The sequence below is a fragment of the Stagnimonas aquatica genome (assembly GCF_003730135.1).
GTDB lineage: Bacteria > Pseudomonadota > Gammaproteobacteria > Nevskiales > Nevskiaceae > Stagnimonas > Stagnimonas aquatica.
In genome coordinates this window covers 1-23,215 of sequence record NZ_RJVO01000008.1, presented here as the reverse complement: position 1 = coordinate 23,215, position 23,215 = coordinate 1, and the positions used below count along the sequence as shown (strand labels likewise).

Annotated in this window: 20 protein-coding genes and 1 pseudogene; 11 read left to right on the top strand and 10 right to left on the bottom strand. The window is 68.2% G+C overall.

Annotation, left to right across the window (positions count from 1 at the left end; translation table 11 throughout):
• Positions 1 to 107: 107 nt before the first annotated feature.
• The 3 genes from ED208_RS14590 (at position 108) to ED208_RS14580 (ending at position 2,945) form a co-directional block, all read left to right on the top strand.
• Positions 108 to 1,286 carry an NHL repeat-containing protein gene (locus ED208_RS14590; protein ID WP_123212659.1) on the top strand — a complete coding sequence of 393 codons (1,179 nt, stop codon included), beginning with the start codon at positions 108 to 110 and terminating at the stop codon, positions 1,284 to 1,286.
• On the top strand, positions 1,283 to 2,515 hold the full coding sequence (locus ED208_RS14585; RefSeq protein ID WP_123212658.1) for a hypothetical protein: 1,233 nt from the start codon (positions 1,283 to 1,285) through the stop codon (positions 2,513 to 2,515). Before ED208_RS14590 ends, ED208_RS14585 begins: the two co-directional genes overlap by 4 nt.
• A gap of 109 nt (positions 2,516 to 2,624) precedes the next feature.
• The gene (locus ED208_RS14580; protein ID WP_123212657.1) at positions 2,625 to 2,945 is read left to right on the top strand and encodes a hypothetical protein; all 321 of its coding nucleotides are present in this window, start codon (positions 2,625 to 2,627) and stop codon (positions 2,943 to 2,945) included.
• A gap of 279 nt (positions 2,946 to 3,224) precedes the next feature.
• Here ED208_RS14580 and ED208_RS14575 read toward each other — a convergent pair whose 3' ends face one another.
• From ED208_RS14575 to ampD, 3 genes are read right to left on the bottom strand one after another with little or no spacing between them, the layout of a single operon-like run.
• Entirely contained in the window at positions 3,225 to 4,058 is an 834-nt protein-coding gene (locus ED208_RS14575) for a cobalamin-binding protein (protein ID WP_233575085.1), read from the bottom strand.
• The gene (gene ampE / locus ED208_RS14570) at positions 4,055 to 4,927 is read right to left on the bottom strand and encodes a regulatory signaling modulator protein AmpE (RefSeq protein WP_123212656.1); all 873 of its coding nucleotides are present in this window, start codon (positions 4,925 to 4,927) and stop codon (positions 4,055 to 4,057) included. The genes ED208_RS14575 and ampE overlap by 4 nt, the downstream gene beginning before the upstream one ends.
• Positions 4,924 to 5,538, bottom strand: coding sequence for a 1,6-anhydro-N-acetylmuramyl-L-alanine amidase AmpD (ampD, locus tag ED208_RS14565; RefSeq protein WP_233575084.1), 615 nt, complete (start codon positions 5,536 to 5,538; stop codon positions 4,924 to 4,926). The genes ampE and ampD overlap by 4 nt, the downstream gene beginning before the upstream one ends.
• Positions 5,539 to 5,619: 81 nt before the next feature.
• Between ampD and ED208_RS14560 the strand changes: the two genes are divergently transcribed.
• Positions 5,620 to 8,427, top strand: a complete 2,808-nt coding sequence (locus tag ED208_RS14560; RefSeq protein ID WP_158608574.1) for a M16 family metallopeptidase — start codon at positions 5,620 to 5,622, stop codon at positions 8,425 to 8,427.
• Positions 8,428 to 8,535: 108 nt separating this feature from the next.
• On the opposite strand, the gene ED208_RS14555 is transcribed toward ED208_RS14560, so the two are convergent.
• Positions 8,536 to 8,826, bottom strand: a complete 291-nt coding sequence (locus ED208_RS14555; protein WP_123212654.1) for a hypothetical protein — start codon at positions 8,824 to 8,826, stop codon at positions 8,536 to 8,538.
• An 83-nt stretch (positions 8,827 to 8,909) separates the two neighbouring features.
• Here ED208_RS14555 and ED208_RS14550 point away from each other — a divergent pair, with 83 nt between their 5' ends.
• Positions 8,910 to 9,374 carry a tRNA (cytidine(34)-2'-O)-methyltransferase gene (locus tag ED208_RS14550; RefSeq protein WP_123212653.1) on the top strand — a complete coding sequence of 155 codons (465 nt, stop codon included), beginning with the start codon at positions 8,910 to 8,912 and terminating at the stop codon, positions 9,372 to 9,374.
• A gap of 9 nt (positions 9,375 to 9,383) precedes the next feature.
• On the opposite strand, the gene ED208_RS14545 is transcribed toward ED208_RS14550, so the two are convergent.
• From ED208_RS14545 to ED208_RS14525, 5 genes are all read right to left on the bottom strand, one after another.
• Complete coding sequence (locus ED208_RS14545) at positions 9,384 to 10,382, bottom strand: hypothetical protein (protein WP_123212652.1); 999 nt, start codon at positions 10,380 to 10,382, stop codon at positions 9,384 to 9,386.
• Positions 10,383 to 10,481: 99 nt separating this feature from the next.
• Positions 10,482 to 11,483 carry an NAD(P)H-dependent glycerol-3-phosphate dehydrogenase gene (locus ED208_RS14540; RefSeq protein ID WP_123212651.1) on the bottom strand — a complete coding sequence of 334 codons (1,002 nt, stop codon included), beginning with the start codon at positions 11,481 to 11,483 and terminating at the stop codon, positions 10,482 to 10,484.
• Between the two features lie 13 nt (positions 11,484 to 11,496).
• Positions 11,497 to 11,991 carry a protein-export chaperone SecB gene (gene secB / locus ED208_RS14535; RefSeq protein WP_123212650.1) on the bottom strand — a complete coding sequence of 165 codons (495 nt, stop codon included), beginning with the start codon at positions 11,989 to 11,991 and terminating at the stop codon, positions 11,497 to 11,499.
• 85 nt (positions 11,992 to 12,076) lie between these two features.
• Positions 12,077 to 12,331 (bottom strand): glutaredoxin 3, encoded by a 255-nt coding sequence (grxC, locus tag ED208_RS14530; RefSeq protein ID WP_123212649.1) that lies wholly within the window; start codon positions 12,329 to 12,331, stop codon positions 12,077 to 12,079.
• 2 nt (positions 12,332 to 12,333) lie between these two features.
• On the bottom strand, positions 12,334 to 12,759 hold the full coding sequence (locus ED208_RS14525) for a rhodanese-like domain-containing protein (RefSeq protein ID WP_123212788.1): 426 nt from the start codon (positions 12,757 to 12,759) through the stop codon (positions 12,334 to 12,336).
• Positions 12,760 to 12,830: 71 nt separating this feature from the next.
• Between ED208_RS14525 and ED208_RS14520 the strand changes: the two genes are divergently transcribed.
• Positions 12,831 to 14,018, top strand: coding sequence for a murein hydrolase activator EnvC family protein (locus ED208_RS14520; protein ID WP_123212648.1), 1,188 nt, complete (start codon positions 12,831 to 12,833; stop codon positions 14,016 to 14,018).
• A gap of 127 nt (positions 14,019 to 14,145) precedes the next feature.
• The gene (locus ED208_RS14515) at positions 14,146 to 15,483 is read left to right on the top strand and encodes a S41 family peptidase (RefSeq protein ID WP_123212647.1); all 1,338 of its coding nucleotides are present in this window, start codon (positions 14,146 to 14,148) and stop codon (positions 15,481 to 15,483) included.
• Positions 15,484 to 15,553: 70 nt separating this feature from the next.
• Here the strand turns inward: ED208_RS14515 and ED208_RS14510 are convergent, their stop codons facing one another.
• Positions 15,554 to 18,130 (bottom strand): sensor domain-containing protein, encoded by a 2,577-nt coding sequence (locus tag ED208_RS14510; RefSeq protein WP_123212646.1) that lies wholly within the window; start codon positions 18,128 to 18,130, stop codon positions 15,554 to 15,556.
• A 349-nt stretch (positions 18,131 to 18,479) separates the two neighbouring features.
• Between ED208_RS14510 and ED208_RS17825 the strand changes: the two are divergent.
• From ED208_RS17825 to ED208_RS14490, 4 genes and pseudogenes are all read left to right on the top strand, one after another.
• Positions 18,480 to 19,268, top strand: a pseudogene (locus tag ED208_RS17825) (winged helix-turn-helix domain-containing protein); the annotation flags it as partial.
• Positions 19,269 to 19,335: 67 nt separating this feature from the next.
• Entirely contained in the window at positions 19,336 to 21,195 is a 1,860-nt protein-coding gene (locus tag ED208_RS14500) for a tetratricopeptide repeat-containing protein kinase family protein (protein WP_158608573.1), read from the top strand.
• 357 nt (positions 21,196 to 21,552) lie between these two features.
• Positions 21,553 to 22,014, top strand: coding sequence for a hypothetical protein (locus ED208_RS14495; RefSeq protein WP_123212644.1), 462 nt, complete (start codon positions 21,553 to 21,555; stop codon positions 22,012 to 22,014).
• A 9-nt stretch (positions 22,015 to 22,023) separates the two neighbouring features.
• Positions 22,024 to 23,184: a hypothetical protein gene (locus ED208_RS14490; protein ID WP_123212643.1), complete on the top strand. Its 1,161-nt coding sequence runs from the start codon at positions 22,024 to 22,026 to the stop codon at positions 23,182 to 23,184.
• The last annotated feature ends 31 nt before the right edge of the window (positions 23,185 to 23,215 follow it).

The window sequence follows — 23,215 nt, the reverse complement described above, 5'->3', positions numbered from 1 at the left end:
CCGGCCCGGATCGCGCCGGGGCCATGGCAGCAAATTTTTGAGTCGGGCGCGACGCTTTCCGCGCCCACTGCATCCGGGTAAGACCTCCACCACGGCAAGGCTTGCTCATGCGCGCGTCCCTGATCCCCCTCGGCCTGCTGGCCACCTCCCTGCTCGCCGCCTGCGGTGGCGGTGGCGATGACAGCAGCAACGACTACAGCGCCTACAGCGCTTTTGGTGTGATCGGCCAGGCCGACTACCTCAGCGGCAGCGCCAATCGCGGCAGCACCGCCAGCGCCAAGTCGCTGGCACAGCCTCTGGGCGGCGTCGCCGGCAACGGCACCCGGCTGTACATCGCCGACTACGGCAACAGCCGCGTGCTCGGCTACGACAGCGTGCCCAGCAGTCCGGCCACCGATGCCAATTTCGTGCTCGGCCAGCCGGATGCGCAGACCTCGCTGCCCTCGCCAGCGGCGGCCGACCGCCTGGCACTGCCGTCCAAGGCCGCCGTCGGCGACGGCCGGCTGGCGGTGGCCGACTCCGGCAACAACCGCGTGCTGATCTGGAACAGTCTGCCCACCGCCGGCACGCCCGCCGACGTGGTGATCGGCCAGGCCGACTTCAGCGCCGACGATCCCGGCCTGAGCGCCAGCAGCCTCAACAACCCGACCAGCGTCGCGCTCGCCAACGGCAAGCTGATCGTGGTCGATCAGGGCAACAACCGGGTGCTGATCTGGAACAGCCTGCCCACCGCCAACAACACCGCCGCCGACGTGGTGATCGGCCAGAGCAGCTTCGTCACCAATGCCAGCGACGACGAGGACACCGGGCTCAACAAGCCCACCGATGTCTGGACCGACGGCTACCGCCTGCTGATCGCCGACACCAGCAACAACCGGGTGCTGTACTACTCGCAGCTGCCGCGCAGCAGCGGCGCGGCCGCCACCTATGTGATCGGCCAGAGCGATTTCTCCCGCACCGTCGCCGGCATCAGCCAGACCTCGCTGAACTCGCCCACCGGCGTCGCATCCGACAGCACCCGCATCTACATCGCCGATGCCAGCAACAACCGGGTGGTGCGGCTGGACAGCTTCCCGATCGCTAACGGCGCCGCCTTCAGCGCGGTCTACGGCCAGGACAGCGACACCTTCACCACCCGCCTGGCCAATGACACCGACCACGACGGCGACACCGACAGCGCGCCCAGCCGGGAAACCCTGTCGACGCCCACCGGCGTCGCGGTGGTCAGCGGCACGCTCTACATCACTGATCGCAACAACCACCGCGTGCTGGAGTTCCAGCCGTGAGGACCGGCCTCGCGGCACTTTGCGCCGCGCTGCTGCTGGCGGCCTGTGGCGGCGGGGTCAGCGAGGGCACCCAGCCGGTGCGGCTGACCGCCAACCTGGCCGGCAGCACCGGCACGGTGGCGGTCAGCGAGTGCATCCTCAGCCAGGCCACGGCGACGCTCTACTTCGACGGCAACCTCGGCCTGAGCAGCGGCGACTTCAGCGCGCGGGCGCTGTGGACTTCCAGCGATCCCGGCGTAGTGGCGGTCAGCAACGGCGAACTGCCGGCCGCCTCCGGCAGCGGCTACTACGCCGCCGGCGTACTGATCCCCCGGCGCACCGGCGTCGCCCAGATCACCGCCAAGTATCTCGACTTCAGCTCGACGCTGACGGTCGAGGTGCAGCCGGTGCGGATGACGCTGGAGCCGGCGCTGAGCGAAATCGCCGAGCGCAGCCACCAGGACTTCACGCTCAGCCTCCTGTCCAGCAGCGGCCTGGAGGTGAGTGCGCCGGAGGGCATCACCTGGTCCATCGACCAGGCGGTGACCAATGCCAACGTCAATGCCAGCGGCCGACTCAGCGCCAATGCCGCCGGCGACACCGGCTTCACCCTGCGCGCCCAGCCGGTCGGCTGCGACCGCAGCGCCACCCTGAGCCTGAAGGTCAGTGCCATCGACCACCTGAGCTACAGCCGCGAGCAGCCGGAGGCGCCGCTGCCGGTGGGCTACAGCGATCTGCTGAAGGTCTACGCCAACTTCGCCAACGCCAGCAGCGCGCCGCAGAACCTGAGCGCACAGCTCAGCTACGAAGCAGCCGACGAAGACGTGGTCGCGCTATCGCTGGGCAGCGACTATCTGCTGGTGACCGCGCTGGATACCGGCAGCAGCGCCGTCAGCGCGCGCTTCGCGCCCGACAACGGCAGCCCGATCAGCTTGGCTCTGCCCAGCTACACCGGCGCCGAGCTGGATCCGACGGCATTGCGACTGACGCCCGACGGCCAGCGCCTGAGCTATCCGGCCACCGGCCTGGTGACGGCGCTGGCGCGCTTTGAGGACGGCGTCGAGCGGCCGGTTTCGCGCCACGTCAGCTGGAGCAGTTCCGACAGCAATCTGCTGGCGGTCAGCGGCACCGGCGATGCCGCCGGGGAAATCTCCACCGCCAACGCCGACTACAGCGGTCAGGTGTATGCCGCGCTGGCCGGCTACACCGCCTCCAGCAGCGTGCTGGTCTACCGCAACAGCGGCTCCTGACGCGCCGTTAGGCCGCCGCCGTGTCAGTACGGCCATTGCGCCGGCACTGATTGCTGAATATGGTGTCAGTGCTTACTGCTCAATCACGGTTTTCATCCTGGAGTCGGTCATGTCCATCCCCCGCAGCCTGCCCGCGCTGCTTGCGCTGAGTCTCAGCGGCGGCGCCCATGCGCAAACCACGCTGCAGCTGCCGACCTCACTGCAGCCGCTGCTGCCGCTACCGTCCATCGTGATCCCGCCGCTGCCGCCGATTCCGCCGCCCTGGCTCACCATGCCCTCGCTGCCGCCGCTGCCGGTGATCCCGATCGGGCCGCGCCTGCAAGGCGATATCCCGCTGCACTACAAGGAAACCACGCTCACCATCCATTACGACACGCAGTCGCCCTACCCGATCAGCTACACCCTGACCGGCATCGTCGGCGCGCCCTGAAGGGCCTCGGCCCAGGAAGCCGCCCCGCCTTCTGGCCGGGCGGCTTTTTTGTGCGCGCAACCGGACACGACCTGATCCTATGTTCACGTAAACCCGTGATAAGCATCAGATTTGGAAGATTTTTCTCCCGACGAACGGTCGCCTTGGCAATTGCCTGCGCGCGGTGTGGCGCTTACGGTATCGACCTGAACGATCAGGCTTCACCGAGTGCACAACCCTCCCTGCGGGGAGGGTCGACTCAGGGACGAGTCACCCGGCCCACCGCAAGGTGGGCCGTTTTTATTGGCGCGGCCGGCGGGCGCGGTCGAGCGCCGCACAGAGCTGTTCGGCGCCGTCGATCAGCCTTGGCCCGGCGCGGGTCAGCAGGTCGGAATTGACCGCGTAGATCTGCTGCCGGACCTGCACCGGCGCCTGCGGGAAGCGCGCCCAATAGGCCCGCACCTCGGCACCGTCGCGCTCGCCGTGGATCACCACCTCCGGTTGCGCCGCCAGCACCGCCTCGTCACTGACCGGCGCCGCCAGCGTCGGCAGCCCGGCGAAGAGGTTGAGGCCGCCGCAGAGCGTGATTGCCTGGCTGATCGGGCTGGCGCGGTTGACGGTATAGGCCGGCGCGGTCTCGATCTGGTAGAACACCCGCAGCGGGGCCGCTGCGGCGTAGCGCTGCCGAAGGTTTTGCAGACGCTGCCGGTAGTCACGGGCGGCGGCGCTGGCGGCCTGGGGGTGGCCGGTCCAGGCACCGATCCGCTCCAGGGCGGTCGCGACATCCTCCAGACTCTCCACCCGCACCGGCTCGACCCGCAGGCCCAGCCGCCGCAAGCGGGCGATGGTGGTCGGCGAGGTGCCGCCGTCCCAGGCCAGCACCAGGCTGGGGCGCAGACTCAGCAGCACCTCCAGATTGACCTGGCTGGCGTCGCCGACCACCGGCAACCGCCGCACGGCTTCTGGAAAATCGCTGTAGGCGATCACTCCGACCAGCGGCTCGCAGCCTCCCGCCGCACAGACCAGCTCGGCCAGGTGTGGACCGAGCGCCACCACCCGCTCGCCGGCACTGGCAAGGCCGGCGGAGAACAGCAGGCCCAGAGCCAGCAGAAGACGCCGTCGCGGCCGGCTCACATCAGGGTGCCGGTGGTGAACACCGCGAAGCCGGCGAGCAGGATCAACAGGGCGCGGGTCTGCATCCGCAGAACCTCGCGCAGGGCGGACTCCAGATTCGGCGCCACCACCGGGCTGCCGTCGGCCTCTTCGGCGGCCAGCGCGCCGGAGGCGACCTCGGCCAGCACCGCCCAGCTGTGGCTGCGCCAGCCGTGCTGGTAGTCGAGTTCTCCAACCCGCCGCCAGGCCGCGAGGGCGTCATCCATGCTGCCGGCCAGCGCGAACAGTGCCGCACAAAGACGCGTCGGCAACCAGGCGGCCAAGCCGTGCAGCTGCGCCGCCGCGCTGGCGGCGGCGGTCTCGGGCTCCAGGGCCTCGACCTGGGCCGGCAGGCGGCTGGCGACCCGGTAGAACACCGCGCCCGCCGGCCCCACCGCGACAAACCAGAGCAGCACGCCGAACAGCCGCTCGTGGCTCTGGATGAACAGCGCGCCCAGCAGGCTGCGATGGCTGGCCTCCGGCTCCGGGCCGTGCTGGAGCCGTCGCGACAGCCGCGCCACCTCGGCCTGGTCGCCGGCGGCGCGCGCCGCCAGCAAGGCCTGCACGTCGTCGGCGAGGTCGCGCGGCCCCAGGCAGAGGAACAGCACCAGTCCACCGAACAGGCCTTGAAGGAACAGGCCCGGCAGCAGGCTTTGCAGGAGGGCGGTGGCCGCCACGGCCAGGGCCGTCAGCAACCAGGGCAGCGCGGCGCTGCGCGCCAGCAGGGCGCCGACGCGGACCTTATCGAGCGCGTGCAGGATCGCCCGCAGCAGCAGCGGCTGGCCGAAGCCCAGGCCGTGCGGCACCAGCCGCTCGGCCGCCAGCGCCAGCAGCACCGCCAGGAAGTTCATCGCGGGAACTCCACCAGCGCCAGCAGGCGCGGCCAGTCGAACCAGGGGCCGGGATCGGTCTTGCGCCCGGGCGCGATGTCGCTGTGGCCGACGATGCGCTCGGCGGTCAACGCCGGGTAGACGCGCATCGCCGCCACCACCAGCCGCGCCAGCGCCACGTACTGGGCGTCGGTGAATGGCCCCTGCTCGTCGCCTTCCAGCTCGATGCCGATGGAGAAATCGTTGCAGCGCTCGCGGCCGTCGAAGCAGCTCTCGCCGGCATGCCAGGCGCGCTGGGTGGTGGGCACGTACTGGTGCACGCGGCCGTCGCGGAACACGCAGGCGTGGGCGGACACCTTGAGCGCGGCGATGCTGGGGAAATAGGGATGCGCCGCCGGCTCCAGCGTGCCGGCGAAGAACTGGTCGATGTAGGCGCCGCCGTACTCGCCCGGCGGCAGCGAGATGTGGTGCACCACCAAGAGGCTCACCATCTCGCCCTCGGGCCGTGCATCGCAATGCGGCGACGGCCATTGCAGGGTGTGCGACCAGCGGCCGCTGAGCGGATCGAGCGCCGGCAGCGGCAGCGCCATCTCCGGCGGCGGGCCGGAACTTGCCGGGCGGGCGGTGTTCATAGCGGAGCAGCGCGGCCGGCGGCGAGCCGGGCTTCCCACGTATGCTGCGCACCTTCCAAGACGCTCTCCTCGATGGCCGTCATGCCTGATCCGATTCCTGTGTTTCCGCGCCTGAAGCAATGGTCCCTGCGTGCCGCCACCGGCCTCGCCCTGCTCGGCCTCGGCGGCTGCGCCGCCCTGGCCCAGCCACAGACTCCCGTCACCACGGCGCCGACGGCCATCGGGGCGCCGCTACCAGACGCTCCGCTGAGCTACCGCAAGCATATCTTGGCGAACGGCCTGACGCTGCTGGTGCACGAGGACCGCAAGGCGCCGCTGGTGTCGGTGCAGGTCTGGTATCACGTCGGCAGCAAGGACGAGAAGCCCGGCAAGACCGGCTTCGCGCACCTGTTCGAGCACCTGATGTTCAACGGCTCGGAGCACCACGACGACGAGTTCTTCCGGCCGCTGGAATCAGCCGGGGCCAGCCTGATCAACGGCACCACCAATAGCGACCGCACCAACTTCTACGAGACGGTGCCGACCGAGGCGCTGGATCTGGCGCTGTGGCTGGAGTCCGACCGCATGGGCCATCTGTTGCCGGCGGTGACCCAGGCCAAGCTCGACGAGCAGCGCGGCGTGGTGAAAAACGAGAAGCGCCAGCGCGAGAACCAGCCCTACGGCAAGGTCGACGAGCTGCTCAGCCAGGCGCTGTACCCGGTGGGCCACCCCTATTCCTGGACCACCATCGGCTCGATGGAGGATCTCGACCGCGCCTCGCTGGAAGACGTGCACGACTGGTTCCGCCGCTACTACGGCCCCAACAACGCCACCCTGGTGCTGGCCGGCGACATCGGCTTCGACGACGCGGTGGCGCGGGTGGAGAAGGCCTTCGGCAGCATCCCGCCCGGGCCGGCGGTCGGCCGTCAGGAGGAATGGGTGTCCGCGCTCGGCGAAGAGCGCCGGCTGACTCTGCCCGACCAGGTCACCCAGCCACGTCTGTACCGCGCCTGGAACGTCGCCCGTCGCGGCAGCACCGACAGCCTGATGCTCGGCTTCGCCGCCGACCTGCTGGCCGGCGACAAGGCCAGCCGCCTGTACCGCCGGCTGGTCACCCGCGACGGTCTGGCCACTGCGGTATCGGCCGATATCGACCCCGGCGAGCTGGGCTCGCAGTTCGTGATTACCGTCAGCCTCAAGCCGGACGCCGACCGCGCCGCCGCCGAAGCCGCGCTCGACGAGGAGCTGGCGAAGTTCGCGCAGCAGCCGTTCCCGGCCAGCGAGCTGGAGCGGATCAAGACCCGGCTCTACGTGATGCGCCTGAGCGGCCGCGAGAGCGTCGCCGCCAAGGCCTCGGAGCTGGCGGCCTGTCAGGTGTTCCTGGGCTCGCCAGAAGCCTGCGAGCGGCAGTGGCAGACCCAGCGCGAGGCCACGCCCGAGGCAGTGCGCGCCGCCGTACAGCGCTGGCTGACCCCGGGCCAGGTGCGGCTCACGGTGCTGCCGGCACCGACACTGGTCGCCGGAACCGGTGGCGATCTCGACCGTCGCCAGCTACCGGCGGTGGGCGAGCCGGCCGGCATCCAGCTACCGCCCTTGTCGCGCTTCCGCCTGAGCAATGGCATCGAGGTGCTGCTCGCCGAGCGTCACGAAGTGCCGCTGGTACGGCTGGCGCTGCTGTTCCCCTGGGGCACGGCGGCGCAGCCGGAGGCCGGCAACGTCGAGATGCTGCTGGGCATGCTCAGCGAGGGCGCAGCGGGCTTGAGCGCCGAGAAGCTGACCGAGGCCTATGGCGACCTCGGCGCCAGCTTTGGCGTCGATACCGATGCCGACTCGGTGGCGATCAGCCTCGGCGCCACCCGCGCGCGCCTGCCGGAGTCGCTGCAACTGTTCCTGCGCAACCTGCGCGAGCCGAGCTTCCCGGCCGACGCCCTGGCCCGCCGCCAGCAACGCAAGCTCGCCGGGTTGCGCGCCAACACCGCCAGCCCGGGCGGCATCCTCGGCCTCAACCAGTACCGCCTGATGTACGGCGAACATCCCTACGGCCGCTTCAACAGCCTGCCGCGCCTGGAAGCCGCGACCCTGGCGCTGACCACTGACGGCCTGCGCAGCCTGGCGGCGCGCTTCCTGCGCCCGGAAGGTGTGCGCCTGCTGGTGGTCGGCGATGTCGATGCCGCCAGCCTGCAGCCGCTGCTGGAAGCACAGTTCGGCAGTTGGCAGGGCGACTCCACGGTCGCAGCCGCGACCAGCGCCCTGCCGCCGGTGAGCGCGCCGACGCCCCGGGTCTATCTGTTCGACAAGCCGGGCGCCGAGCAGACCCTGATCGCCGCCGCCGATCTGGCGCCGACCCTGAACGATCCCCAGCGCGAGGCCATGGAGCTGGCGAATGCCGTGCTCGGCGGCCTGTTCACCTCGCGGCTGAACATGAACCTGCGCGAGGACAAGCACTGGAGCTACGGCGCCTCCAGCGCGCTGGGCGAGGCGGTGGGGCCGGCACTGTTCTACGCCCAGGCGGCGGTGGAGCGCGACCACAGCGCCGACGCCCTGCGCGAGGCACGCGCGGAAATCGCCGCGCTCGGCGGACCGCGCCCGCCCACGGCGGCAGAGCTGGACGCGGCGCGCAAATCACTGATTCGCACCCTGCCCGGCGCGGCGGAAACCGCCGACGGCGTGCTCGACCTCTACCGGCGGCTGCTGGTCTACGGACTGCCGGAAGATCACTACAGCGGCTACGCGGCGCGGCTGTCGGCGCTGGACGCCAAGGCGGTCGCCGCCGCCGCGCGCAGGCTGGCGCGACCGGAATCGCTGAGCTGGTTCGTGGTGGGCGACCTGGCCCGGATCGAGGCCTCGGTGCGGGCGCTGAAGCTGGCGCCGGTGACGGTGCTGGCGGCGGACGGAAGCGTGTTGCGCTGAACAGGGCTCGCGTCCACTCGGGGCGCGATTGCCCAGTGACTTTCGGAGGGGCTGCGGAGGGGCGCTGCTACGCGGCGCGACCTTCGAACCGGACTGAAGCTGGCAGCCTCACTCGGTGCTGCCCAGCTCGCGCACGAAGGTATAGCGGGCCGGCTCGACCACCAGGGTGTCAAAGGCCTTGCTCTTGCTGTTCTCGTTGCTGAAGTCGAACGGCAGTTGCAGGATGAAGATGCCGGTGCCCAGCACCGTGGTCACCAGGCCCAGCGGCCGTACCAGCAGCAGATCGAAGGCCATGGCGCCGGCCGAGGGCGTCTCGTCGACCTGGCTCAGGCTACTGTCGGAAGCCTGAGCGGTGCCGGCGAGCAGGGCGGCGAGCAGCAGCGGGGCGAGCTTGTTCATGGGCACTCCGAACACAGGGCGATCTGTGCCGGCAGGCTAGTAACGGCCTATGGCGCTGTCAATTCAGCGGCGACAATGGCGGCATGATCCATCTCGTCCTGCACCAGCCGGAAATTCCGCCCAACACCGGCAACCTCATCCGGCTCGCCGCCAACACCGGCGTGGCGCTGCACCTGATCCATCCGCTCGGCTTCTACCTGCGCGACAAGGATCTGCAGCGCGCCGGACTCGATTACCACGAGTGGGCGCGGGTACAGGAGCACGCCGACTACGCCGCCTTCCGCGCCGCCCTGCCGGAGGCGCGCATCTGGGCCTTCAGCACCCGCGCCGAGCGCCTCTACAGCGAGGCCCAATTCGCCGACGGCGACGCCCTGCTGTTCGGCAGCGAGACCCGGGGCCTGCCGCAGGCGGTGCTCGACGGTCTTCCCGCCGAGCAATGCCTGCGGCTGCCGATGCTGCCCGGCTCGCGCTCACTCAATCTCGCCAATGCGGCGGCGGTGGCGGTCTACGAGGCCTGGCGGCAGCAGGGCTTTGCCGGCGGCACCTGAGCCAAGGAGCTACTGGCAGAAGCTGGCGAGCTGGCTGGCGGTGTAGGTGGTCAGCTGGCCCTGGTAGTTGACCGAGATCGCGCCGGCACTGAGAAACTCCACCTCGTAGCGGGCATTGCTGCCGTCGGTGACGGCGAGGCGGCCACTGGTGCTGTTGCCATTGGAGTCCAGGGTGATCGGAGCCAGAGTCTGCAGGCGCAGCTTGCCGCTGAAGCAGCGGCGGGTGTTGCTGGCAAAGCCCAGGCCGCCATCGACCCGCAGGCTCTCGACACCGGCGGACAGGCTGCTCTGCTGGCTGAGCTGGTCGAACAGCAAGCTGGCGGTCTGCTGCACGCGGTTGTCGACCACGCTGAGCGTGCCCAGCAGGGTTTCGCTGCTGCCGTTGGCGGTGCTGCTGCTGCGGTAGCTGAACAGGCCGCTGCTGCTACTGTCTTCACCGCCCGCGCCGGCCTCCTTGTAGGCGACGCTGAACGGCGTGCTGCCCTGGCCGACGCTGCCCTGATAGCTGGCGCAATTGCTGCTGGTCTGGGCGTTGTCGATGCACTTCTCCGCCAGACGGCCGTTGAGGGTGCTGCGCGCCATTTCCTGGTTGGCGTTGTTGCGCAGGATGTCCACGCACTGGTTGGCGGTGGTGACGCCGTCTTTGGCGTACAGGGTGGAATCATCGGTGGTGAAGCTGGCGCTGCCGCCACCATTGCAGGCGCTCGTGCTGGTGCCCTTGGGCTGTGCGGCCTTGGCGGCGCTGGCGGCCTGCCGGCTGGCGTTCAGGGTCTTGGCGCTGGCGAGCAAAGTGGAGCCGCCGCTGGTGGTTGCGGTGCCGCCGGTGTCGGCGCTGGTCAGCCCGGGCAGGCTGCCAGCGACCACCACCACCGCCGCCACTTCGTCGGCGGACTTCAAATCCGCGGGCGCGGAGGCATCTGGCGCTCCCTGCAAATCGCCGCCGCCACCGCAGGCCAGCAGCTGCAGGCTCAGCGCGCTCACCACGGACAAACCTAGCCAGTGTTTCATCGGGTTCTCCCTCGAATCGGTTGGAATGATGTGCTCTTCGGCGGCCACTTCCCCGTGACCGCGCCGCCGCAGCTTAGCGGCGATGGCGATGGCGGTCGATCAGTGCTGCTCGGAACGCAGCGGCCGCTGTGCGAGGGTGGAAACCGCTTCCACCGGCTTGATCTCGCCGGAGATCACCTTGGCGATCTCGCGGGTGATCGGGGTGTCGACACCGAGGCGGTCGGCCAGTCGCAGGACTTCGGCGGCGGCCTTGGCGCCCTCGACCACCTGGCCGATGGTGGCGGCGGCCTCCGCCGGGGTCTTGCCCTCGGCCAGCAGCAGGCCGAAGCGGCGGTTGCGCGACTGGTTGTCGGTGCAGGTCAGCACCAGATCACCGAGACCGGCGAGGCCCATGAAGGTCTCCGGCTTGGCGCCGGCGGCGACGCCTAAGCGCATCAGCTCGCTCAGGCTGCGGGCGATGAAGCCCGCGCGGGTGTTGGCGCCCAGGCCCAGACCGTCGGCGATGCCGACGCCGATGGCCATGACGTTCTTGGCAGCACCGCCGATCTCGACGCCGATCACGTCGTCGGAGGGATAGGCACGGAAGCCGTCGCCGTGGAATTCGTGGGCGATCTTCTCGGCATAGGCCTTGTCGCTGGAGGCGATCACCACCGCCGTCGGCAGGCCCATGGCCAGCTCCTTGGCAAAGGTAGGGCCGGACAGGATCGCCACCGGATGGCTGTCGGGCAGGCCTTCGGCGATCACCTCGTGGGCCATGCGCGCGCTGCCCGGCTCCAGACCCTTGCAGGCGCAGACGATGCCCTGCCCCGGCCGCAGCAGCGGCGCCACCGCCCGCACGGTGCTGGCCAGGGCGCTGCTGGGGGTGGCGATCAGCAGGTCTTCGGATTCCGCCACCGTGTAAGGCAGGTCGGACAGCGCCCGCAGCTTGGCCGGGAACGGCAGACCGGGCAGGTAGTCGGCGTTTTCGCGCGCCGACTCCATCACCGCCATGCTGCCGTGGCTGCGCCCCCAGAGCAGAGTCGGGTGGCCACGGCGGGCGAGATGGATGGCCAGCGCGGTTCCGAACGAACCGGCGCCGAGCACCGCCAGCCGCGCCTGCATCGGGGCTTGAGCCTTAGTGGGCGACGGCGGCCGGCGCTGCGGCAGCGGCGGCGCGACGGTTGCGGTGCTCGATGAACAGCGCCTCGAAGTTCACCGGCTGCAGCAGCACCGGCGAGAACCCGGCGCGCTGCATCAGGTCGGCGACGCTCTCGCGGGCGAAGGGGAAGATGGTGTTGGGGCAGAACACGCCCAGCACGCCTTCGACATCGGCCGGGTTGTCGAAGCCACGGATGGTGAAGATGCCGGCCTGGTGCGCCTCGATCAGGAACGCGGTCTCCCCGGTCGGCAGCTTGGCGGTGACGGTCACCGACAGGGTCACCTGGAAGTTGTCCTCGCCGACGTTCTGGGCGTTGGTGTTGAGCGCGATGTCGATCGCCGGCTGCTCGGTGCGGGTGAAGATCGCCGGCGCCTGCGGAATCTCGATGGAGGCGTCCTTGAGGTAGATCTTCTGCAACAGTACCTGCGGTCCGGTGGCGGGCGCGGTCTGGGGGGCGGCGGTATCGGTCATGGGGCTTCGGGAGTGAGAAAAACGAACAGCGCGCCGCTGGTGCGGCGCGCTTCTAGGGGCCACAGTCTAGCGTCTGGACCGGAAGCTAGTCTTTCAGCAGCGGGTCCAGGCGGCCGGCGCGTTCCAGCGCGGCCAGATCGTCGAAGCCGCCGACGTGGGTATCGCCCACATAGATCTGCGGCACGGTGCGGCGACCGGTGCGCTCCATCATTTCCTGCCGGATGGCGGGATCGCGGTCCACCGGCACTTCCTCCGGCGTCACCCCCTTGCTGGCCAGCAAGCGCTTGGCCTGCGTGCAGTAGGGGCAGTAGCCGGTGGTGTACATCCGGACCGGCTTCATGGCTATTTGGCCGTCACCGGCAGGCTGGCGCCGACCCAGGCATTGAGGCCACCGGCCAGCGGATAGACCTCGGCAAAACCAGCCTGCTTGAGCAGCAGCGCCGACTCCCGGGCGGTGCCGCCCAGGGCGCAGTAGACGATCAGCGGCTTGGACTTGTCCTTTTCCAGCTCGGTGAGCCGGGCCTTGAGCTTGTCGTGCGGGATGTTGACCGCGCCCAGCAGATGGCCCTTCTTGAAGTCGGCCACCGGACGCACGTCGACCACCCGGGCGTCGCGATCATTGATCAGGCGCACCGCCTCGGCGGGCGGCAGCTTCTTGCCGCCGGTCAGCGAGCCATGGACTTCGTTGGCGATGATCGCCAGCACGGCGGCGCCCAGCGCGGCGATCAGCAGCGGGTGGGCGGTGGCGAACTGCAGGAGCTCTTGCATCGAATCCATCGGGAATTGAGTTAGATTGGATTATCTCACTGCTGATACCGCCTCGAAAGGCGCCTTCCACCTTGCGCGCTCCGCTTGCCCTGCTGCTTACCGCCGGACTCACCCTGTCGACGGCCGTCCCGGCCTTGGCTGCGGACAGCAAAACCGGGGCCAAGGCCGCCAGCCAGAAGGAGCTGGACCGGGTGCGCAGCCGTATCGAAGCGCTGGGCCGCTCGCTGGACAAGGATCGCGGCCAGCGCGACGCCCTCGACGACCAGATCGAAGCCGCCGAAAAAAGTCTGGCCGCCAGCCAGGCGACCCTGAACAAGCTGACCGAGGAACTCGCGGCCCGCCAGGCCGAGCTGACCCGGGCACAGACCGACCGCGACCTCGCCCGACAGCGGCTGGGCAAGGAACGCGAGGCCCTGGCCCAGCAGCTGCGCGCCGCCTTCGTCAGCGGCCAGCGCGACCAGCTCAAGCTGCTGCTCTCGCAGGACAGCGCGGTGCCGGTGGGCCGGCTGCTCACCTACCACGACTACCTGGGTCGCGCCCGCGCCGACCGGGTGCGCGGCATCCAGGCCGATCTCAAGACCCTGGACGAGGCGGAGGCGCGCATCCGCAGTGAAGCGGCGCGCATGGCCGAAACCAAGGCCCAGCACGAAGTCGCGCTACAGGAAGAGTTGCGCCTGAAGCGCGAGCGCGAACAACTGCTGGCGCGGCTCAAGGAGCGCATCGGCGACGAGGAAGACCAGCTCAAGCGCCTGCAGCGCAGCGAGCAGGAGCTGGTGAAGCTGCTCACCACCGTCCGCGACGTGCTCGCCGACGCGCCGGTGACCACGCCCAAGACCATCGACCGTGATGGTCAGCCGGCCCGGCCGTTCGGCCAGGCGCGCGGCCGCATGGGCTGGCCGGTGCGCGGCCCGCTGCTCGCCAACTACGGCGATCCGAAGGTGGGCGGCAAGCTCAGCTGGAAGGGGCTGTGGATCGCCGCCGACCGTGGCACGCCGGTGGCCGCCTCGGCACGTGGCCGGGTCGCCTACGTCGGCTACATGCACCGCTACGGCCTGATCGTGATCCTCGAACACGAGGACGGCCATTTCACCCTTTACGGCCATCTCGACGGCACGGCGGTGAAGGCCGGAGACAGTGTTTCGGCCGGCACCAATCTCGGCAGCGTCGGCGATTCCGGCGGCCACGACCGCACCGGCCTGTACTTCGAGGTACGCAAGGGCACCGAGCCGCTTGATCCCAGGCTCTGGCTGGCGCCCTGAGCCGCCCGCCGACGCCGCCAGCCAGCGCGGCGCTCATGCCGGCCGTCCACCAGCGCCGGCGGTCGCACGAAACCGCTGTGGTATTGTCCAAGCCCTCGGTATCCGCCCTCATTACCCATTGATTTCCATGTCTTCCAGAGTCCGTCTCACCCTCGCCCTGGCCACCGGTGCGGTCCTCGGCGTCGGCATCACCCTGACCCACGGCGTGTTTGCCGAGAAGCAGGCTCCGAGCAGCGACACGCTGCCCCTGAAGGACCTGCAGGCCTTCGTGGAAATCCTCAACCGGGTGAAGAGCGACTACGTCGAGCCGGTCAGCGACGACAAGCTGCTGGAGAACGCGGTGCGCGGCATGCTCGCCGGCCTTGATCCGCATTCGTCCTACCTGGACAAGGACGAATTCAAGGACATGAACACCACCACCACCGGCAAGTTCGGTGGCCTGGGCATCGAAGTGCAGATGAAGGACGGCCTGGTGTTCGTGGTCAGCCCGATCGACGACACCCCGGCCGCGAAGGCCGGCATCCAGTCCGGCGACTTCATCGTCAAGATCAACGAGGACACCGTGCGCGGCCTGTCGCTGAAGGAAGCGGTGGACAAGATGCGCGGCGACCCCGGCAGCAAGGTCAGCCTGACCGTGCTGCGGCAGTCCGCCGACAAGCCGCTGGTGTTCGACATGAAGCGCGACACCATCAATGTCGCCTCCGCGCGCGGCAAATTGCTGGAGCCGGGCTACGGCTATCTGCGGGTCAGCCAGTTCACCGCCACCACCGGCAAGCTGGTGCTGGAAGAGCTGAAGAAGATCAAGAAGGACGGCGACCTGCGCGGTCTGGTGCTGGACTTGCGCAACAACCCGGGCGGGGTGCTCAACGCGGCGGTGGATGTTTCCGACGCCTTCATCGACAAGGGTCAGGTGGTCAGCATCAAGGGCCGCGACCCCGACTCCAACCGCGTGTTCAACGCCACTCCGGGTGACGAGCTTTCAGGCCGGCCGCTGGTGGTGCTGGTCAACGGCGGCTCCGCCTCGGCGGCCGAGATCGTCGCCGGCGCCTTGCAGGATACCCGCCGCGCGGTGATCGTCGGCAGCAAGACCTTCGGCAAGGGCTCGGTGCAGACCATCCTGCCGCTGGCCAACGACAGCGCCATCAAGATCACCACCGCCCGCTACTACACGCCCTCCGGCCGCTCGATCCAGGCCGAAGGCATCGAGCCGGACATCAGCTTCCAGCCGGTGAAGATCAGCAAGGCCGATGGCGATCCTTTCGAGGGCATCCGCGAGAAGGAAGCCGACCTCAAGGGCCGCCTCGACAACACCGACGCCGCCAAGGCCGATGCCGCCAAGAAGGCCGACGCCAAGGCTACCGCCGACAAGATCGCCGCCGACGAACAGAGCCTGGCCGAGAACGACTATCAGCTCTACGAGGCGCTGAACCTGCTCAAGGGCCTGACCATCGCCCGCGGTTACTAGCCCGGTACCCGGAGGCAACAAAAAGCCCGGCACTGCCGGGCTTTTTGTTGCACGCCGGTCGGTCGGCGACTCAGGCCAGCGGCTCGGCGCGGTGCAGCAGCCAGCCCTGGAAGCGCTGCACGCCCAGGCCGGCCAGTACTTCGAACTCCGGCTCCTGCTCCACGCCTTCAGCAACGATCACCAGCCCGAGGTCGCGGGCGGTCTGGCTGATGTTCTTGACGATGGCGCGATTGACCTGGTCCTGATGGATGTCGTGGACGTAGCTGCGGTCGATCTTGATGCCGGCCACCGGCAGATGCTTGAGGTGGCTGAACGAGGCAAAGCCGCAGCCGAAGTCGTCCACCAGGGTCATCACCCCGAGCGCGCGCAGGCGGCCGATGAACATCGCCGCGACTTCCAGATCGGCGATCGCGGTGGTTTCGGTGATCTCGATCTGCAGGCGCCGCGCGTGCAGCGGGTGCTCTTCCAGCCAGCGCAGGATCTGGCTGGTGAGGATGGCGTCGTCGAAGGCACGGGCGCTGAGATTGAGGCTGTAGGTCTCGGTCCGGGCCGGGTTGCGCTGGCCGAGCAGGCCGCTGAGCTGCTCGAAGACATGGCGGTCCACCAGCGAGGAGTAACCGGCGCGCTCGGCGGCCTCGATCAGCGGCCCGGCGCTGCTGACGCCCTCGTGGTTGCGGATCCGCGCCAGCACTTCCTGGCCGAGGATCTGGCGCTGACCGTCGTAGATGTTCTGCCCGTAGAGCAGGATGCGGCCCTCGGAGATCAGGCCCTGCAATTCCGAACGCAGATTCTTGGCCTGCCGGCGCTCGTCGACCGCGTTGCGTACCTCCTGGTACAGCCGCAGGGCGTTGCCACCCTCGCGCTTGGCCTCGCGGGCGGCGTACTCGGCCTCCAGCACGAAGCTGCGCGCCTCACAAGGCCGGGCGTCGATCACTGCCACGCCGGCGCTGAACGAGATCGGCTGGAGCGGCAGCGCGAGGATGCTGGGATGCGCCTGGAAGCGCTGGTGCAGGCGCGCGTAGAACGCCGCCAGTTCCTGGCGCGACTGCGGCTCGCAGATCAGCACGAACTGGTCGGAGACCCAGCGGCCGCAGTAGCCACCGACCGGCAGCAGCGCCTGGAGACTGTCGGCCAGGGCGCGCAGCACGCGGTCGCCGGCGGCGTGGCCGAGGCGGTCGTTGAGCACCCGCATCTCGTCGATGTCGAAGGTGATCACCAGCGCCTCCGGGCTGTCGCCGCGACAGATGCGCTCGTGGCGACGGCGGATCTCCTGCTCGACCGCGATGCGGTTGGGCATGTCGATCAGCAGATCGGTGGCCGCCACCTTTTCGATGGCGTGGCGCAGGCGCAACTCCTCGCTGAGGTCGGCAAAGGCGATCACGTAGGCGTCGTGCTGCGCCTCCAGCAGCTGCGGCAGACGGCTGACAGTCACCGCCATCCGGGACACTGCGCCGCCGCGTGAATGGACATCGAAGATCTTGCCGGAGGGGCTATCGGCCAGCGACAGCAACTGCCCGAACACTTCGCCATCGGCGTCCGCCGTCTCGGCGGCGACCTCGGCCTCCGGCACCCGCAAGCGCAGCCAGTGGCCAATACCGCTGCCTTGCAGCATCGACTCGGCATCGGCGCCGACCAGGCGCAGGAAGGCCGCGTTGCAGACCTGGATGTAGCCCTGGCAGTTGGTCTTCACCACGCAGTCGCGCACCGTATCGAGGGTGGCCTTGGTCTCGTCGCGTTGCAGACGCAGGTAGCGCTCGGCCGCCTTCTGCTCACTGAGGTCGGTGATCGCGGAAATGAAATGCGCCGGCCGCCCCTCGGCGTCGCGCACCAGGCCGGTGCTGAGGTGCGCGGGCAGGATGGTGCCGTCGCGGCGCACGTAGCGCTTCTCGATCTGGTAGCCCTGCAACTCGCCAGCCAGGGTGCGCTGCAGCAACTGCAGATCGGCGGCCAAGTCTTCCGGATGGGTGATGGCCTGGAAGCTTTGCGTGGTCAACTCCGCTTCGCCATAGCCGAGCATCCGGCACAGCGCCTCGTTGGCCGCCAGCCACTGCCCTTCCGGGCTGACCATCGCCAGGCCGGTGGTGAGGGTGCGGAACACGGTCTGTTCGCGCTCCAGGCTCAGCCGGGTCTGCTGGCTCTCGATTTCCTGTGCATGCACGTCGCGCAAGGTGCCGATCACCTTGGTCTCGGCATTCGACGCCAGGCGGGTGAGGGCCCGCACGGTGGTGCGCATCCAGCGGTAGTCGCCGGCCCGCGAGCGCACCCGGAACTTGGCATCAAACCCCGGCCGCTCCAGGCTGGCGGCGGCGGAAAACGCCGCGCTCAGCGTCGGGAAATCGTCCGGATGGATGCGCTGACGCCAGTGCTCGGCGCTGTCGTCATGGTCTTCACCCGGCGCCAGTTCGAGGATCTGCCGGCACTGTGGGGAGATCGCCAGGCGGCCGTCCGCCATGTTCCACTCCCAGAGGCCCAGCCCGGCCTCCTGCAGAAGATAGGACAGCCGCTCGGCCACCAGAGACTCGGTGCTTCCGGCATCGGCTCCGGCCGCTCCGGGACCGAACAAGACGCCGCCGACGCCTGCCCCGGGCGCATCCTGCCCCGGTGCGGCCAGGCCATTGCCGCGCTCGCTCTGATCGTTAGCTGTCATGTACTGCCGGCATCCTGGCGGACGCCTGTCCTGATCGGTTGATGGGAGACCCCGGAAACCTCTGCGGTCCCTACGGACAATGCAGGCGGCTCAACGCGGACCATCGGATTGAGTTGACACCCCGTCCAGTTCGCAACCGGGCCGGGACCGAAGTGACGACGGCGGCGTACACCGCTTGCTGGCTCAGGACTACCACTCGTCAAATGTACTATCGCAATCCCGCAGAGAACAACCGGCACTGCCTCCGACCCCAACAAAAACCTGCTCGAAACCGCAGACAGGCCTGACGCCGGCCGGGATCGACACACCGACGCTTGCGGTCGAGGAGACCGCTACCGACACTGGAACCATGGATAGGGGCGATCACCTCGGCGCGCTGCGCTGGCACTTCAGTGACTGCGTATTGGACGAGTCCAGCCTGCAGCTGCGGGTGCGCGGGAACGCAGTCGATCTGGAGCGCAAACCCCTGGAGGTGCTGCGCTATCTGCTGCGCCACGCCGGCGAGGTGGTCACCAAGGACGAGGTGCTCGACGCCATCTGGCCCGGCCGCATCCTCAGCGACACGGTACTGGCGAAAGCGGTGAGCCGCCTGCGCGAGGTGCTGGGCGGAAACGCCTCCGAAACCGTCAAGACCGTGCACGGCTACGGCTACCGGCTGGTGGCGGAAGTCCGGGTCGAGCAGCTCGGCGCGGCACCACCGCCGGCCGCCAACCTCGGCCTGCGGGTCGGCAGCCACCCGCCGCTGCGACCCAGCTGGCGGCTGCTGCGCCACCTGGGTAGCGGCGGTCGTGGCGAGGTCTGGCAAGGACGCCAGCAGGACAGCGGCGAGGAGCGCGTCTTCAAGTTCGCGCTGGACGCCGCCGCATTCACCAGCCTGAAACGCGAGATCACCCTCAACCGTCTGCTGCGCAGCACCCTCGGTGAGCAGGCCGCTGTCGTCCCGGTGCTGGACTGGAATCTGCAGGAGTCGCCGTTCTTCATCGAGCTGGCCTACCTGCCGCTTGGCTCCCTGGCGGACTGGGCCAGTGCCCGAGGCGGCCTGGCGACCGTCGCCACCGCCGAGCGCCTTGAGCTGGCGGCACAGATCGCCGAAGCGGTGAGCGCCGCCCACGGCGCCGGCGTGCTGCACAAGGACCTCAAGCCCGGCAATGTCCTGCTGAGCGGCGATGCCGAACACCCTCGCGTGCTGCTCACCGACTCAAGCCGTGGTCGACAGCGACAGCGGCACGCCGCTCTACTTCGCCCCGGAGGTACTGGCAGGACAGCCGCACACGGTACGCAGCGACAACTACGCCCTCGGGGTTCTGCTCTATCAGCTGGCGGTCGGCGACTTCAAGAAACCGCTGTCGCCGGGTTGGGAGCGCGACATCGCCGACCCCTTGCTGCGCGAGGATATCGCCCTGGCCGCCGACGGCAATCCGCAGCACCGGCTGGGCGACGCCGAAGAACTGGCGCGCCGGCTGCGATCGCTGGACAGCCGCCGCGAGCAGCGGGCGCGGCGGGCGGCACAGCAGGCCCTGGAGCAAAGCCAGCGCGAGGCCGCCGAGAAGCTGCGCGCCGACAACCAGCAGCTGCGCAGCCGCCGACGCTGGCAGTGGCTGGCCATCGTCGCCCTTGGCATCGGCCTGCTGGCGGGTCTGACGCTGTACCGCCGTGCCGGTCTCGCGCAGCAGCAGGCGCTGGAGGCGGCCGACACCGCCGAGGCGGTCAGCGCCTTTCTGGCCGACGATCTGCTCGCCGCCGCCAACCCAGCGCGGGTGGACGTGCGTCGGCTGACGGTGAAGGCGCTGATCGACGCAGCCGAGCAGCGGGTCGGCCCGCGCTTCGCCGCCAACCCTCTCGCCGAGGCGCGGGTCCGGCGCGCATTGGCCACCGCCTATTACTCGCTGGGCCAGACCGACTCGGCCTTCGCACAGATCCGCCAGGCTTGGCGCCTGCTGCCCGGACTGCTGGACCGTCGGTCCACGCAGTTGCCCGAAGTCGCCGCGCAGCTGGCGCAGCTGCCCGATGCCGCGCGCAGCCTGGACCTGCCACTGTGGATGCAGGTCCTCACCACCATGCAGGCGCAAGTTGGCGCCAGCGATCCGCGCGTCCTCGAAGTGGCGCTGTTCATCGGCGGCATCCACTTTGACCGTGGCAATTTCGACGACTGTTTCCGGCTTCTCGACCAGAGTCTGGCTGCCGCCAGAACGCTGAGGCCCCGGCAAGCGTTGCTGGAGTCGCGGATCCAGCACCTGCTGTCGCGGGCCTACATCAGCGTTGATCGCTATCCGGAATCCATCGCTGCCTCCCGCGAGGCGCTGTCGCTGCTGCGGACGCCGGCGCTGGCTGGCGGCGCCGAACGCGCGATCGCGCTGCAGCTGCACTACCTCGGCCGCGCCCTGCGCTTCTATGGCCAGCTACCGCAAGCCGAGCAGGCGCTCGAAGCCGCTGGCGCAACCATCTTCCGCAACGCCCGCGACGACTCCGAACCGGTCACCGAGCTGCGCTGGGAGTTGCTGGAACTGCACCTGATGCAGAAGCGCTGGGCGCTCGCCGAGAGCGAGGCAAACGGCCTGCTATCCAACATCCAGGGTCAGTTCGAGTCCGGCGGCGACAATCGCACCCTGCTGTTCCTGCTTGGCGCGCGCGCCGCGCTCGCTGGCGGACAAGGCGACTGGGCCAAGGCGGAAGGTCTCGCGCGCGAACAACTGGCGGGCTTCGAGGCCCTGCAGCGCGACCTGCGACGCGGCATCCCCCGCGACCGCATCAGCATCGTGGTCAGCACCATCGGACTGATGCGCGCCCTGATCGAACAAGGCAAGACCCAGGAAGCGCGCGCGGCACTGGATGCCCTCGACCCCGCCGACCTGCGCACCGTCGACATCGTGCCGCTCAACAGCGTGTCACTGCACCGCGTACTCGGCCTGCTGGCCCTGGCCGAAGGTCAGTCCGCCTTGGCCCGTCAGGAACTCAACAAGGCCCGCGACACCCTGAGCAAGCTCTGCGCACCCGAGCACCCCTGGTTCGCGGAACTGAACGCCGCACTCGAGCGTGCGGGAGCAGGCAGCCACTTGATGGATTGAATTGGTGGGCCCTGTCGGACTTGAACCGACAACCAAGGGATTATGAGTCGCGCGGCGAAGCTCTACGTCATTGATATATAAGCGATTGTAGTTGCAGCTGAGTGCAGCTTGAATTGCTTGCCAATCAGCAGCTTAGGGATGTTTCGCGCAAGTAATCGCACTTGGTGGATGTACCGCGAACGTACCGACTATTCGCACCTCGGCCAGCCACCACTCTTGATGGGTTGGGCGGCAACGTGCCAGCAGCGGACGGTCATGCTGGGCGCCAGACTGTGCATAATCAGCCTGGGATAACTATCAAAATGACGGGGTGCAGCACCATTCCGATTTTCCCCGTCTCAACTGGGAGGTGGAACCATGCCTGTAAAGAAGAAGAAGGACCCAAAGCTGGATGCGTACGTCACCAGCAAGGCCATTCAGCAGAGTGGCCTAGGCAAGTTGATGGAAGCGGCCAAATCGGAGCTCCATACCAAATCCGATGCCGATCAGAAGAAAGCTGCAAAACCGGCTCAGGCTTGTACTGAGAAGGACATTGAGCAGCTGAAGGGCGTGGCGACCCTGGGAGTCATGCGATCGATTGGCTACGGCGTCAAGAACGACAAGTCGAACATCTACGACGTGATCGTCTGGCCTCCGGAACCCATGCTCCAGAACAAGGAGGACGTGGCGAACTATTGGGGACCGAAGTGCCTCGCTTCGTCAGCCACGACAAAGGGCACCTGCGGGTTGAGCTGGAACGCGATTGCCAAGGCCGACATGGTGAAGTGCAAGCACCGCGCCGCGCTCTTTTCGCTGATCTATTCCAAGTACACCCCTTAGGAAGAGGCCATGACGAAACAATATGTCCTGGCGACTTTGTTCGCCGTTACACCTCTGGTCTGCCTGAGTGCAGATCCTGGCACGAGCAGAGAGGACGACGACGCACCCTCTTACTCCCGTAAGGTGGGGCCGCTGACGCTGTCGGCCGGCGTGGTGGACACCAAGATCCGTGTTGGCGTGGACGGAAAATACGACAAGACCATCCACAAATTTCAGGCGTCCTGTTCCGACGGTGTGCCGACATCAGACAAGATGGCTCACTGTCGCTTTGGAACCCTCGGCGGCACGGTGAAGCTCGACTCCGCGTGGAAGAGCGGATCGGATGCCCGCAATTACCTCGACCTGAACCTGAGCGGATCTGTGCTGCAGGAGCTCTCTGGTTTCCAGCTGCCGAAACCGCCGCCGACCGGTGTTGACTGCAGCATCTCTCAAGGAGGTGTCCTCACCCAATCGCCGATCGATCCCCGTTGCAACACGTCGGAACGCTCTTGGGCGTTCGGTGGAATCCTCTATCCCGAGCTGGGCTATCGCTATGGGAACATCGACCAAGGCGGAAAGAGCTACGACGCCAATCAGGTGTACTACGGTGGCGGCCTGAAGTTCTACACCGCCGAGCCCGACACACCACGGGTTGAGGACAGAACCTTCTTTGTCGAATCGCCGTATGTGTCGGTCGCCTACAACAAGGTCGACAACAACGGCGGAACCGATGCCCCGGCGCCAGAGGGAATCGACAACGAGTATCTGGTTACCGAAGGCTTCCTCAACGTGTATCTCCAAGCACCGCACGTTCTGGAGAAGGCAATCCTTGATCGCGTACGTGGCCCTGGCTCGGGATGTCGGCCGGCTCCTGGCCATCTCTTCTCGGTGTCGGCAAAGTTGACGGGATCGCACCCGACTTCCGGTGGTGGCTGGGAAGTAGCTCGCGAATACAAGTTGGTCATGCAGACAGGAACCTCACTCACCCCAATGCTCAGCTACAAAACGGGTGAGGACCGTGGCTTCACGTATGACAAGCAGGTGCTGCTCGGATTTGCGATGAGCTTCTTTAAAGACCCTCCGGCGCCGAAAGACTGTTGGCGCGCGTTGAAAACTGACCATCTCTGCTCATTGAAAATTGACCAGGGGTGGACGCCGAGGGCGGTAGCCCTCGGCGTGTTGGGATTGTAGGTCGTCAGATCAGTTCATCGGTTCGCTCCTG

Bases quoted from the DNA above. Each gene is read 5' to 3' on its own strand.
- ED208_RS14590 (WP_123212659.1), top strand. From the start codon at position 108: ATGCGCGCGTCCCTGATCCCCCTCGGCCTGCTGGCCACCTCCCTGCTC.
- ED208_RS14580 (WP_123212657.1), top strand. From the start codon at position 2,625: ATGTCCATCCCCCGCAGCCTGCCCGCGCTGCTTGCGCTGAGTCTCAGC.
- ampE (WP_123212656.1), bottom strand. From the start codon at position 4,927: ATGAACTTCCTGGCGGTGCTGCTGGCGCTGGCGGCCGAGCGGCTGGTG.
- ampD (WP_233575084.1), bottom strand. From the start codon at position 5,538: ATGAACACCGCCCGCCCGGCAAGTTCCGGCCCGCCGCCGGAGATGGCG.
- ED208_RS14560 (WP_158608574.1), top strand. From the start codon at position 5,620: ATGCCTGATCCGATTCCTGTGTTTCCGCGCCTGAAGCAATGGTCCCTG.
- ED208_RS14555 (WP_123212654.1), bottom strand. From the start codon at position 8,826: ATGAACAAGCTCGCCCCGCTGCTGCTCGCCGCCCTGCTCGCCGGCACC.
- ED208_RS14550 (WP_123212653.1), top strand. From the start codon at position 8,910: ATGATCCATCTCGTCCTGCACCAGCCGGAAATTCCGCCCAACACCGGC.
- ED208_RS14545 (WP_123212652.1), bottom strand. From the start codon at position 10,382: ATGAAACACTGGCTAGGTTTGTCCGTGGTGAGCGCGCTGAGCCTGCAG.
- ED208_RS14540 (WP_123212651.1), bottom strand. From the start codon at position 11,483: ATGCAGGCGCGGCTGGCGGTGCTCGGCGCCGGTTCGTTCGGAACCGCG.
- secB (WP_123212650.1), bottom strand. From the start codon at position 11,991: ATGACCGATACCGCCGCCCCCCAGACCGCGCCCGCCACCGGACCGCAG.
- grxC (WP_123212649.1), bottom strand. From the start codon at position 12,331: ATGAAGCCGGTCCGGATGTACACCACCGGCTACTGCCCCTACTGCACG.
- ED208_RS14525 (WP_123212788.1), bottom strand. From the start codon at position 12,759: ATGCAAGAGCTCCTGCAGTTCGCCACCGCCCACCCGCTGCTGATCGCC.
- ED208_RS14515 (WP_123212647.1), top strand. From the start codon at position 14,146: ATGTCTTCCAGAGTCCGTCTCACCCTCGCCCTGGCCACCGGTGCGGTC.
- ED208_RS14510 (WP_123212646.1), bottom strand. From the start codon at position 18,130: ATGACAGCTAACGATCAGAGCGAGCGCGGCAATGGCCTGGCCGCACCG.
- ED208_RS14495 (WP_123212644.1), top strand. From the start codon at position 21,553: ATGCCTGTAAAGAAGAAGAAGGACCCAAAGCTGGATGCGTACGTCACC.
- ED208_RS14490 (WP_123212643.1), top strand. From the start codon at position 22,024: ATGACGAAACAATATGTCCTGGCGACTTTGTTCGCCGTTACACCTCTG.